Raw genomic sequence first — 12157 nt, 5'->3', positions numbered from 1 at the left:
CCACTACTGCTGCGTTGACGGTACTCCGCATTGAACAGTAGTATCGCCGACGTGGACACGACCCAGTTGCTCAAAGGCGTGCTGGATCTCGCGGTCCTGGCCGTCCTGAAGGACGAGGACGGCTACGGCTACGACATCATGCGCCGGCTCCGCGCCGCCGGCCTCGAAGAGATCGGCGACGCCTCCGTCTACGGCACGCTGCGCCGGCTCTTCCAGGCCGGCCTGCTCACCACCTACGTCGTGCCCAGCGAGTCGGGCCCGCACCGCAAGTACTACGCGCTCAACCCGGCTGGGCGGGACCAGCTCCGCCGGTCCGGTAAGGTCTGGCGTTCCTTCGCCATCACCATGGACACGTTGCTCGACGACGAGGGGATCGCGGCATGACCGGCACCGAGCAGGAGATCGCCCGGTACGTCGGGCAGGTCCGCGAGGCACTGGCCGACCTCCCGCCGCTGGTCCGCGACGAGCTGCTCGAAGACCTGCCCGAGCACCTGACCGAGGTGGCTGCCGAGGCGGACGGATCGCTCTACGAGCGGCTCGGCCCGCCCGAGGCGTACGCGATGGAGTTGCGTGCCGCCGCCGGGGTCACCCCGCCGGCCGGCGCCGTCAACCTCGACCAGCGGATCGGCGCGGCGGTCCGGAAGGGCCGGGACCGGCTCCGTGCCGTCGACGGTCGGCTCGGCCCCGTCGTCGGCTACACCCGGCTCAGCGACTTCCTCCGGCTGCTCCGCCCCGCCTGGTGGGTCCTGCGCGGCTACCTCGCCGCGATGCTGATCACCGTCATGCTGACCGGCACCCCGTTCGGCCTGCTGCCCCGGCTCGGCGGCAGCAGCCTGGCCGCGCTGCTGCTGCTCGCCGTCACCGTCACCGGCTCGATCTGGCTCGGCCGGCGCACCGAGCGGCTCGGCCCGCGCCCGAGGCTGGTGCTCAACCTGGGCGCGGCCGTGCTGGTCCTCTTCGGCCTGGCCGGCCTGGTCGATCTGGACCACCGGGCCGGCGGTGGCGGCAACCCGATCCCCTACCAGGAGGTCTACACCGACCAGTACTCCGGAGTGCAGGACGTCTACGTCTACGACGGCGAGGGCCGGCTGCTGGAGGGGGTACGCCTCTTCGACCAGAACGGCCAGCCGATCCGGCTCGGCCACCCGTGGTGCGCCGAGGCGCGCGAACAGATCGTGCCCGGTCCGGACTACGTCGACCCGATGCGGCAGCCGTACCCGTACTGCCCGCAGGGTGCGCCGTTCCGGTTCGGGCCGACCTCCCCGCCAGCCACCGAGCCGACCGCACCGGCCGAGTCGACCAGCCCGCCCGAGCCGGCCGCGACGGCCGAGCCGACGGCCACCCCGAGCGGCGGGCAGACCCCGACTCCCACCTCGACCAACTAGACCGCGAACCCGCTCCCCCGGGGCGGTCGACGACGTGGCGTACACCTGTGCAACAGGAGGTGTACGCCACGTCGCTGTTGGCTTCCGTCCCCTCGCCCGGCGTGGCACGCTACCCGAACACCCGGCACGCAAGCCCCGGACCACCGGACTTTGGGTGGGTGAAACTGTGCGACCAGCCAACGATGACTGACCGACAGGAGGGCCACCGATGGGCGAGATGGTGAGTTACCGGAGTAACGGGGGAACCAGCGAGGGCTACCTGGCGCTGCCGGCGGGCGGCGCGACCGGCCCGGCCGTCATCGTGATCCAGGAGTGGTGGGGACTGGTGCCACACATCACATCGGTCGCCGACCGGTTCGCCGAGGCCGGTTTCGTGGCGCTCGCCCCCGACCTCTACCGCGGTGCCTCCACCACCGAGCCCGACGAGGCCGGCAAGCTCCTGCTGGGTCTGGCCATGGACCAGGCCGCCCGGGACATCGCCGGTGCCGCCGACTACCTGGCGGAGCGGCCCGAGGTCAGCGGCGAGACGGTCGGCTGCGTCGGCTTCTGCGCCGGCGGCAGCCTCGCGCTCTGGTCGGCGACGCTCTCCGAGCGGATCGTCGCCACCGCCGGCTTCTATCCGGTGCTGCCCTGGGAGCGGATGCGGCCCGAGTGGTCCAACTACACGGGCAAGACCGCGGTGATCCACTGCTCCGAGGAGGACGGCACCTCCACCGCCGAGGGAGTCAAGGCGGCCCGCCAGGCGATCGAGGCGGCCGGCGGCGACTGCGTCACCCACGACTACCCCGGTACCCGGCACGCGTTCTTCAACGACGACCGGCCGGAGGTCTTCGACCAGCGGGCCGCGTCCAGCGCCTGGGCCCGTACCCTGGAACTCTTCCGGGCCCGACTTGGCTGAACGGCACCGCCCCGCCGGCCCGGCCGCGCGCTCGCATACCCCCTCGGAGGTGCTCGACCGCGCGGCGCGGGCGGGCGACCTGGCCGAGTTGGACGCGGGCGTCGCCGACTGCTTCGCCTGCCCCCGGCTCGTCGCCTGGCGGGAGGAGGTCGCCGCCGTCCGCCGGGCCGCCTTCCGCGACCAGGAGTACTGGGGCCGGCCCATCCCCGGCTTCGGTGTCCCCGACGCCCGGATCGCCATCCTCGGGCTGGCCCCGGCCGCGCACGGCGGCAACCGGACCGGGCGGATCTTCACCGGTGACCGCTCCGGTGACGTGCTCTTCGCCGCGCTGCACCGGGCCGGTCTGGCCAACCAGCCGACGAGCGTCGCCGCCGACGACGGACTCGCGCTGCGCCACACCCGGATCGCCGCCGCGGTCCGCTGCGCCCCGCCGGAGAACAAGCCCAGTCCGGCCGAGCGGGACACCTGCGCCCCCTGGCTGCACCGGGAGATCGAACTGATCAGGCCCACCCTGCGCGTCGTGGTCACCCTCGGTGCGTTCGCCTGGGCGGCGTGGTGGCCGGTGCTCCGCCAGGTGTACGGCGTGCGACCGCCCACCCCGCGACCCGCGTTCGGGCATGGGGCACACTGGTCGCTGGACGAGGCCGTCCCGCAGGTGCTCGGCTGCTACCACGTCAGCCAGCAGAACACCTTTACCGGGCGGCTCACACCGACAATGCTGGACGAGGTGTTCGCCCGGGCCCGGCACCTGGCCGGGCTCGACGAGGACCGCTAGCGGCTCAGGGGGGCGGTGCGATGACCGACGGGCACTCCGGTCGTGCCCGCCCGGCACCGCACCCACCCCGGTCCAGCCTCACCGCCGGCCTGCTCCGGACGCTGTGGCCGCTGGCGGCGGTCGCCGGGCTGCTGGCGCTGGCCGCGCTCGCCGCCGCACACTCGTCGATCGGGTTCACCCGGGTCGAGCCGCCGGCCGACATCGTGCCGACGATCGAGCAGCCGGTCGAGCCGACGGGGCTGGAGCCGCCGCCCCGCAGCGTCGGCCCCGGTCAGCCCGGCGACTTCATCCCGCACTGGGTCGCCTACCTCGGCGCGGTGCTCTGTGTCGCCGCCGTGGTGGCGGTGCTGGCCGCACTGGTCGGGGCGCTGGTCCGGGACCTGTTGCGCCGCCGCCGGGGACTGGTCCGGCCCGGTGCCCGCAAGCTCCGCTCCGCCCAGGAGACCGAGCAGGAGGTGGTCGCCGCGCTCGACGCCGGGCTGGTCGACCTCTCCGACACCGATGCCGACCCGCGCCGGGCGGTGATCGCCTGCTGGGTACGCCTGGAGCAGGCCGCCGCGGCGGCCGGGGTCGAACGCCGGCCCGGCGACACCCCGACCGACCTGGTGACCCGGCTGCTCGGCGCCGGCCGGCCGGTCAGTGCCGACGTGCTGGCCGCGTTCGCCGACGTCTACCGCGAGGCCCGGTACGCCACGCACACAGTCGACGAGCGGATGCGGGCCCAGGCGCTCGCCGCACTGCGCCGGTTGCGTACCGAACTCACCTCGCGGGTGGACCGCCTCGGCGTGGACGGTGGATCGGCGACTACGGCCGGGGGCGGGCAGCGGTGAGCGGCTCCAGCGCCAGCATCTTCGACCTGCTCCAGGACGAGGAGGAGCAGCAGCAGCCGACCGTGACCCGTCGACGCGGTGGCGTGGCCGGCTGGCTCCGGCTCGTACTGGCCGCGGCAGGTCTCGCCGCGGCTGTCGTACTCGGGCTGCGCATGGTCGGGATCGGTGTCTCCGTCGCCGCCGTCTTCGCCGGCTTCGTCGCCCTGCTGCTGCTGCGCCGGCTCGCCCGGGCCCTCGCCCCGCCACCGCCGGTACCGGTCCGGCTATCCCGCCCCGCCGGCCGGGGTGAGGAGGACGGCAACTACGACTGGACCGTCCGGGACGCGCTGGGCAGCTCGGTCAACCGCTGGGAGACCAAACTGAGCTGGTCGCAGGGGGAGCCGGAGCGCTTCGCCCGGGCGGTGCTGCCGGTGCTCGCCGAACTCGTCGACGAGTTGCTGCGGCAGCGGCACGGTGTCACCCGGGCCAGCGATCCCGAGCGGGCCCGGGCGCTGCTCGGCGACCCGCTGTGGAACTTTCTCGACACGCCCGGCAAGCGCACCCCGCCGCCGCGCGACCTCGCGGCGATCGTCGCCCAATTGGAGAAGCTATGAAAGAAGCGGACCAGGTCAGCACCTTCGACGTGGGTCGGCTGGCGCAGGCCGTGCTGGACCAGGTCGGCACGGTGGTGGTGGGTAAGCGGGACGCCCTGGAACTGGTGCTGGCCGGGATCCTGGCCGGCGGTCACGTGCTGCTGGAGGACCTGCCGGGGCTCGGCAAGACGCTCACCGCCCGCTCCTTCGCCCAGGCGCTCGGGCTCGACTTCCGGCGGTTGCAGTTCACCCCCGACCTGCTGCCCGCCGACGTCACCGGGTCGTTCCTCTACGACCAGCGCACCGCCGACTTCAGCTTCCGGGCCGGGCCGGTCTTCACCAACCTGCTGCTGGCGGACGAGATCAACCGTACGCCGCCGAAGACCCAGGCGGCGCTGCTGGAGGCGATGCAGGAGAAGCAGGTCTCGGTCGAGGGCGTCACCTACCGGCTGGACCCGCCGTTCCACGTGATCGCCACCGCCAACCCGATCGAGTACGAGGGCACCTATCCGCTGCCCGAGGCGCAGCTCGACCGCTTCCTGCTCCGGGTCTCGTTCGGCTACCCGAATGCCGAGGAGGAGTGGGACGTGCTCCGCCGCCGGATGGCCCGCCGCCAGGAGGAGGCGGAGCTGAAGCCGGTGGTCGACGCCGGGATGCTCCGGGCGATGCAGGCGGCCCTGGAGAACGTGGTGGTGGAGGACTCGATCGGCCGCTACATCGTGGCGCTTACCGCGGCCACCCGGGAGCACGCCTCGGTACTCGTCGGCGCCTCGCCGCGCGGCTCGCTTTCGCTGCTGCTGCTGGCCCGGGCGATCGCCGCGTTCGCCGGCCGCGACTACGTGATCCCCGAGGACGTCAAGGCGGTGGCGGTGCCGGTGCTGGCGCACCGGATCACGCTGCGGCCGGAGATGTGGCTGCGCCGGGTCGACCCGTCCTTCGTGGTCAACGAGGTGCTGGAGACCACTCCGGCGCCGGCCAGCGGTGCCCTGCCCAGCTATGCCGGGCCGGCCGGGGCACGCGCGACGTGAGTTCCACCGGACCGACCCTGCGACCCGCCGTACCCGGGCAGCGGGCGGTGGCCCCGGCCGTGGCGTCGCCGTCCGGCGGCGTACCGGCACCGGACTGGGTCTCCACCCGGGCGCTCGGCCGGGCGGTGCTGCTCACCGGGCTCTTCCTGGTCGCCGGTGCCCTGCTCGGCCGGATCGACCTGGTGGTGCTGGCCGCCCCGTTCGCGCTCGGCACCGCCTACGCGCTGCGTCGTCGACCGGCGCGGCTGCCGGAGATCGGGATCGGGGCCGAGGACACCAACCTGGTCGAGGGAGCTGCTCTGGTCGGCGGGATCAGCGTCGGCAACCTCGACGAGGTCGGCTACGACCTGGTGCTGGTCCGTACCGTGGTCTCGTCCTGGCTGCGGGTCGACGAGGTCCGGTTCGCGCCCGGCGGCGCCGGGGCCGAGGACGGCTCCGGCGAGCCGGCCCGGTCCGGCCGGGACGCCACCGACCGCCCCTACGGCTTCACCGTGCCCGCCGGCACCGCCGCCGACCTGGAGCTGCGCGGCCAGACGCTGCGCTGGGGCCGGCACTCGCTCGGGCCGGCGGCGGTGCGGGCGATCGCCTGCGACGGGCTGCTGGCCAGCCAGACGGTGCGCAGCGAAGCCCGGGCGGTGCCGGTCTATCCGGTCACCGAACCCTTCGACGCGGACGAGGCGATGCCCCGGGCCGCCGGCCTGGTCGGCGGGCACCGGTCGCGGCGCCCGGGCGAGGGCGGCGAGCTGGCCGGGGTACGCATCTTCGGGCCGGGGGACCGGCTGCGCCGGATCGACTGGCGGGTCTCGCTGCGGGCCCGGCAACTGCACGTGGCGGCGATGCTCTCCGACCGGGACGCCGAGGTGGTGCTGCTGCTGGACGTGCTGGCCGAGGCAGGCCGCTCGGGCGGGATCCGGGGCAGCGCCTCGGTGCTCGACACCTGCGTCCGGGCCGCCGCCGCGATCGCCGAGCACTACCTGCACCGGGGCGACCGGGTCTCGCTGCTGGAGTACGGCCCGTCGGCCCGGCGACTGCGCCCGGCAACCGGCCGGCGGCAGTACCTGACCCTGCTGGAGTGGCTGCTCGACGTCCGGGTCGAACAGTCCCCGCACGAGCCGTACGACCAGGTCTTCGGCCCGCAACTGCTCTCCTCGAACGCCCTGGTCGTGGTGCTCACCCCGCTGGTGGACCCCCGGTCGGCGGCGATGCTGGCCCGGCTGGCCCGCTCGGGCCGGTTCGTGGTGGCGGTGGACACCCTGCCGCCGTCGGCCGTGCCGCCGAAGCGGGGGCAGTGGACCGAGGTGGCGCACCGGCTCTGGCGGCTGGACCGGGACGTCACCATCGGCCAGCTGCGCGAGCACGGGGTGCCGGTGGTCACCTGGGCCGGGGCCGGCAGCCTCGACCTGGTGCTCCGGGACGTCGCCCGGCTCGCCTCCGCACCCCGGCCGGCGCTGCGGTGAGCGCGGTCGTGTCGAACGGAGTGCCGTCGTGGTGAGCCGGATCAGGGAGTTCTACGCCGCGATCGGCCGGATAACAATGGTGCCGCTGCTGGTCCGGGCCGGTGTCTTCGGCTGTGCGCTTGTCGCGCTGCTGCTGGCGTACCCGTCGAGGCCGTCCGATCCCCGCCTGCTCGGCCTGCTGGCGGTGGCGGCGCTGGCGCCGGCGGTGGCGCCCCGGCGCAACTGGCCCACCATGGTGCTGCTGGCCGCGGTCGGCGCCTGGGTGGCGGCGACCGGCTGGTACGACCAGCAGGTGGAACTGTGGCGGCTGCTCGCCCTGGCCACCTTCCTCTACCTGACCCACACCCTGGCGGCGCTCGCCGCCCTGCTGTCGTACGACGCGGTGGTCGCCCCCGAGGTGCTGGCCCGGTGGGTGGCCCGGGCGCTGGGGGTGGCGCTCGCCTCGGCGGTGCTCTCGATGCCGCTGCTGGCGATGGACGGCCGGTTCGGCGACCGGAGTTTCGTCGTGGCGCTGCTCGGCGGGCTCGTCCTGGCGGTCTGCGCCGCCGGACTGCTCGGCTGGTTGTTCCGGCGCAGGTGACGGCCGGTTCTTCCCGGCTCGGCCGGCCTGGCGTGACAAGATCGGCGCAAACCGGGGTAACGGCGGTCACTCGGCGTCGTCAATCACAGAAGGGGCATCTGGCCAGCATCTGGCGCCGGGTGGGGGAAAGATGGAGGCGTGAACCCGCAGCGGATCCTTGTGGTAGGCGCCGGTCACGTCGGCCTGTACGCGGCCCTGCGCCTGTCGAAGAAACTCCGGTCGTCGGAGGCCGAGGTCATCGTCGTCGACCCTCAGCCCCACATGACCTACCAACCCTTCCTGCCCGAGGCGGCGGCCGGCAACATCTCCCCCCGGCACGCCGTGGTGCCGCTGCGGCGTGAACTGCGCCGCTGCACCGTCGTTTCCGGCACGGTCACCCGGATCGAGCACGACCGGAAGACCGCCGTGGTGCAGCCGATCATCGGCCCGGCCCGGGAGATCGGGTACGACCACATAGTGGTGGCGCCCGGTTCGGTCTCCCGTACCCTGCCGATCCCCGGGCTGGCCGAGCACGGCATCGGCTTCAAGACCATCGGCGAGGCGATCTACCTGCGTAACCACGTGCTGGACCGGTTGGACGTGGCCGCCGCCACCACCGACCCGGACGTGCGGCGCTGCGCGTTGACCTTCGTCTTCGTCGGCGGCGGCTACGCCGGCATCGAGGCGCTGGCCGAGATGGAGGACATGGCCCGGGACGCGTTGAAGTACTACCCGGAGCTGAAGCCCGACGACATGCGCTGGGTACTCGTCGAGGCGACCCTGCGGGTGCTGCCCGAGGTCGACCGGGACATGGGCGCGTACACGGTGGCCCAGTTGCTCAAGCGGAAGATGGACATCCGGCTGGAGACCCGGCTTGAATCCTGTGTGGACGGCCTGGTCCGGCTCTCCGACGGGGACAGCTTCCGGGCCGACACCATCGTCTGGACGGCCGGGGTGAAGCCCTCGCCGATGCTGGCCCAGACCGACCTGCCCCGCGACGACCGGGGCCGGGTCACCTGCCTGCCGACGCTCCAGGTGGTCGACGGCGAACGGGTCGTCGACGGGGCGTGGAGCGCCGGTGACTGCGCGGCGGTGCCGGACCTGACCGGCCCGCCCGGGGCGTACTGCTCGCCGAGCGCCCAGCACGCGGTGCGGCAGGCGGCCCGGATGGCCGACAACATCCGGGCGGTGATCCGGGGGCGGCAGCCGGTCGAATACAAGCACAAGCACGCCGGCAGCGTGGCAAGCCTCGGCCTGCACAAGGGGGTGGCCCAGGTCTACGGGATCAAGCTCAAGGGGCTGCCGGCCTGGTTCATGCACCGGACATACCACATGAGCCGGATCCCGTCGCTCAACCGCAAGGTACGGGTGATCGTCGACTGGACGCTCGCCTTCGTGCTCCGCCGCGAGGTGGTGGCGCTGGGCCAGTTGCACGACCCCCGGGAGGAGTTCGTCGAGGCGAGTGCCGCGGCGGGCAGCCGACCGGGCGACCGCCGTCCGGTCTGACCCGCACCGGCGCCCGGTCCACCCGCACCGGCGCCCGTCCGTCTTCGCGGTCGGGCGCCGGAGTCGCGCGGGGGATCGCTCAGAACCGCCAGGTCCACGCGTCTGCGACCCGGGTGCCCGGGCCGTACAGCGCCTCCAGGGTGCCCCGCAGGCTGGCCGCGTTCTGGACGTCGTCGGTGACCGCGACGCAGGAGGCGCCCCAGAACTCGATGTCGCGCAGGGCCTGGTCACGCTGCTCCTGGCCGATCGCCGGTATGCCGCCGTTCTTGGCCACGTCGGTGAGCAGTTGCGAGGTCGGCTGCTTGTAGGTGCCCATCGAGGCCTGCCCGCCGGCCGCGTACGGGCCGATGAAGAAGCCCTCGGGCAGCGCGAAGGACGCGTCGGCGGCGGTCGCCCAGCGCATCGGCCACGGCTCCTGCGGGGTGGGCAGCGGCACCGGCACCAGTACGCCGTCCGGCTCGACGCAGTCGCGCCAGTGCCCGTCTGCGATGAACTTCGGCAGCGGCGGCCGGGCGGCGGTCGGGATCTGGGCCGGGAAGATCGGCAGCAGCGCGATGACCGCCGCCAGCGGCACCATGACCCGTACCGGCGTCTCCGGTGCCGCCAGTCCCCGGTCGACGGCGAGCACCAGCACCGTGGCGATCAGCGGAAGCAGCGCCAGGGCGAACCGCATCGGCAGCGCGCCGTCCACCACCGGGATCCCCAGCAGCAGCGAGTAGGGACCGGTGATCCCGGTCTGCTCCCGGTTGACCACGATCGTCGGCCCGAGCGAGAGCGCCGCCATCACGATGCCGGAGGTGAGGCAGGCGATGACCACCGGTTTCCGGATCAGCCAGCCGGCACCGAGGACGGCGGCCAGCAGCAGCGGCCAGCCGAGGAAGGTGTTGTACTCGGCCGGTCCGGTGGTCAACTGGGCGGCCTCGGGGGAGCCGGCGATCGACATCGGGGAGATGGCGGACCAACTCGCCAGGTCGGCGTAGAAGTAGTGCGGGCTGAACATGCCGTTCGGCACGCTCTGCGGCCCGGCGAACTGGAACCAGAGCGGGTACGCCAGCACCGGCAGGGCCAGCGCGACCGCCAGTACCATCCCGGCGAGGAATCCGGGCATCACCCGGCGGGCCAGTGGCCAGTTCGCGGCGGCGTACGCCAGGGTGAAGACGACAAGGGCGATGGCGGCCAGGAAGAGCGTCTCCTCGCCGACGAAGACCTGCACCGTCACCCCGGCGGCGAGCCCGACCGCGGAGGTGACGACCCGCCGCCAGTCGATTCCCGGCCGGTCGGGCCGGCCCTGCGGGTCGGCGGCCCGGACCATCCGGACGACCAGCCAGATCAGCACCGGCACCAGCCACTGCGCGGTCATGTGCAGATGGCTGTTGGACTGGGAGATGATCCCGGGACCGAAGCCGCAGAGCCCCGCGCCGAGTGCGGCGGCGAGCCGCCGGGCGCCGAGCAGCCGGGTGAAGAGCAGGTACCAGGCGATCGCGGTGCCGGCCAGGTTGCCGGCCGCGAGCAGCGCGAAGGTGACCGGCGCGCCGAAGGCCAGCGTGACCGGCGCGAACAGGAAGCCGAGGGCGATGACCGTGGTGTTGGCCATCAGGTTTACCCCGTCCGGGGCGTTGAGCCGGTCGCTCAGCAGTGAGAAGTCGCCGTGCAGCACCTGGGAGTCGGCGGCCAGGAACCACTCGTAGAGGGCCTGGTCCTCCGGGTTGAGTGCCAGCACCCGGGCGCCCGGGTCGGGCCAGAGCCCGGCGGTGAGCCAACCGGCGAGGACGATGAAGAGCAGGCACATCGCCAGATCGGGCCAGTGCCGCTGCAGTACGCCCGACCAGCGTCCCCGGAAGGACCTGGGCGGGCCGGAGACGGTCTCTGTCGTGGCCGGGCCGGGGTCGGCGTCCTGCGCCGCGCGGGCAGTGCTGGTCACGACAGAGACCCTAGTGCCGATCCGGGAACGGGGTGCGCCCGGTGGGGCTCCACCCGCTACCGTGGCAGGCACCAGGACCGAGGAAATTCGGTACCTGCCCGGGTGGTGGAAAGGCAGACACGGCCGCCTTAAAAGCGGCTGCCGCAAGGCGTGCGGGTTCGACCCCCGCCCCGGGCACTATCCGTGCTGCCGGCCGGCCGAGCCCTTCCACTGGTTGGCCGGGTGACGTGGATCTCCACAAGCTCGCCGGAGACCATTACCCTGGACAGGGCACGGGCATTGTGCACCGACCTTTTCAGGAGGCTTGACAAAGTGAAGACGTCCAACCCGGTGCTGGCCCGACTCGGCCAGGCGGCCGAGCGGGAGCGGGCTGCGGGTCACGCCCCGGCCGGCGCATACGGACAGCCCGGCTACGGGCAGCCCTATCCGACGGGCGCGGGCTACCCCGCCGCGCCGCCCACCGTGACGCCGATGTCCATCGACGACGTCGTCGTCAAGACGGTCACCCTGCTCGGCATCACCGGGCTCTCCGCCGCACTCGCCTGGGTGCTGGTGCCGGACCGTGCGATCGGTGCGGCCTGGATCGGCGCGGCAGTGGTCGGGCTGGTGCTCGGTCTGGTGATCTCGTTCATGCGGATCGCCAACCCGGCGCTGGTGATCACCTACGCCGTCGTCGAGGGCGTCTTCGTCGGCATGGTCAGCAAGTTCTTCGAGGTCATCGCCGGCTACCAGGGCATCGTGCTACAGGCGGTGATCGCCACCTTCGGCGTCTTCTTCCTGATGGCCGGGCTCTACAAGGCCAAGGCCATCCGGGCGACCCCGAAGTTCGTCCGCGGCGTGATCGCGGCGATGGTCGGCATCTTCGCGGTCATCCTGATCAACTTCGTGCTCTCGCTCTTCGGCGTCGAGACCGGGCTCCGCGACGGTGGCCCCGTCGCCATCGGGTTCAGCCTGATCTGCATCGTGATCGCCTCGCTCAGCTTCATCCTCAGCTTCCACGAGGTGGAGGAGGGCGTGCGGATGGGCCTGCCGCGCCGCTACTCCTGGACCGCCGCCTTCGGCATCCTGGTCAGCCTGGTCTGGCTCTACATCGAGATCCTGCGACTGCTCAGCTACTTCCAGGGCGACGACTGAGCGGAGTCGGCCCCCCTGAGGCAACGGCGGCCGGCTGACGGCCCCGCCTGACCGGTAGTACCGACGCCCGTCCCCACCTCGCGCGGGGGCGG

Annotated in this window: 12 protein-coding genes and 1 tRNA gene; 12 read left to right on the top strand and 1 reads right to left on the bottom strand. The window is 73.1% G+C overall.

The window, feature by feature from the left end; translation table 11 throughout:
- Positions 1 to 51 precede the first annotated feature (51 nt).
- The 10 genes from CLT71_RS17065 (at position 52) to CLT71_RS17020 (ending at position 9010) form a co-directional block, all read left to right on the top strand.
- On the top strand, positions 52 to 384 hold the full coding sequence (locus CLT71_RS17065; protein WP_101371525.1) for a PadR family transcriptional regulator: 333 nt from the start codon (positions 52 to 54) through the stop codon (positions 382 to 384).
- Positions 381 to 1385 carry a hypothetical protein gene (locus tag CLT71_RS17060; RefSeq protein WP_101367984.1) on the top strand — a complete coding sequence of 335 codons (1005 nt, stop codon included), beginning with the start codon at positions 381 to 383 and terminating at the stop codon, positions 1383 to 1385. Before CLT71_RS17065 ends, CLT71_RS17060 begins: the two co-directional genes overlap by 4 nt.
- A 208-nt stretch (positions 1386 to 1593) precedes the next feature.
- The gene (locus CLT71_RS17055) at positions 1594 to 2283 is read left to right on the top strand and encodes a dienelactone hydrolase family protein (protein WP_101367983.1); all 690 of its coding nucleotides are present in this window, start codon (positions 1594 to 1596) and stop codon (positions 2281 to 2283) included.
- A 49-nt stretch (positions 2284 to 2332) separates the two neighbouring features.
- Positions 2333 to 3058 carry a uracil-DNA glycosylase gene (locus CLT71_RS17050; protein WP_101367982.1) on the top strand — a complete coding sequence of 242 codons (726 nt, stop codon included), beginning with the start codon at positions 2333 to 2335 and terminating at the stop codon, positions 3056 to 3058.
- 20 nt (positions 3059 to 3078) lie between these two features.
- Entirely contained in the window at positions 3079 to 3888 is an 810-nt protein-coding gene (locus CLT71_RS17045; protein WP_101367981.1) for a DUF4129 domain-containing protein, read from the top strand.
- Positions 3885 to 4481, top strand: coding sequence for a hypothetical protein (locus CLT71_RS17040; protein WP_101367980.1), 597 nt, complete (start codon positions 3885 to 3887; stop codon positions 4479 to 4481). Before CLT71_RS17045 ends, CLT71_RS17040 begins: the two co-directional genes overlap by 4 nt.
- Positions 4478 to 5488: an AAA family ATPase gene (locus CLT71_RS17035; protein WP_101367979.1), complete on the top strand. Its 1011-nt coding sequence runs from the start codon at positions 4478 to 4480 to the stop codon at positions 5486 to 5488. Before CLT71_RS17040 ends, CLT71_RS17035 begins: the two co-directional genes overlap by 4 nt.
- Positions 5489 to 5535: 47 nt before the next feature.
- On the top strand, positions 5536 to 6945 hold the full coding sequence (locus tag CLT71_RS17030; RefSeq protein WP_486483688.1) for a DUF58 domain-containing protein: 1410 nt from the start codon (positions 5536 to 5538) through the stop codon (positions 6943 to 6945).
- A gap of 31 nt (positions 6946 to 6976) precedes the next feature.
- The gene (locus CLT71_RS17025; protein WP_486483307.1) at positions 6977 to 7525 is read left to right on the top strand and encodes a hypothetical protein; all 549 of its coding nucleotides are present in this window, start codon (positions 6977 to 6979) and stop codon (positions 7523 to 7525) included.
- Between the two features lie 138 nt (positions 7526 to 7663).
- Positions 7664 to 9010, top strand: a complete 1347-nt coding sequence (locus CLT71_RS17020; protein WP_101367978.1) for an NAD(P)/FAD-dependent oxidoreductase — start codon at positions 7664 to 7666, stop codon at positions 9008 to 9010.
- Positions 9011 to 9089: 79 nt separating this feature from the next.
- Here CLT71_RS17020 and CLT71_RS17015 read toward each other — a convergent pair whose 3' ends face one another.
- A complete protein-coding gene (locus tag CLT71_RS17015) occupies positions 9090 to 10931 on the bottom strand; it encodes a hypothetical protein (protein WP_486483306.1) in 1842 nt (613 codons plus the stop codon).
- Between the two features lie 96 nt (positions 10932 to 11027).
- Here CLT71_RS17015 and CLT71_RS17010 point away from each other — a divergent pair.
- Together CLT71_RS17010 and CLT71_RS17005 are read left to right on the top strand one after the other, a co-directional pair.
- Positions 11028 to 11108, top strand: a tRNA-Leu gene (locus CLT71_RS17010).
- A gap of 135 nt (positions 11109 to 11243) precedes the next feature.
- The gene (locus CLT71_RS17005) at positions 11244 to 12065 is read left to right on the top strand and encodes a Bax inhibitor-1/YccA family protein (RefSeq protein WP_101367977.1); all 822 of its coding nucleotides are present in this window, start codon (positions 11244 to 11246) and stop codon (positions 12063 to 12065) included.
- The last annotated feature ends 92 nt before the right edge of the window (positions 12066 to 12157 follow it).

The organism is Plantactinospora sp. CNZ320 (assembly GCF_002846275.1).
This window is presented reverse-complemented; position numbering and strand designations above follow the sequence as displayed.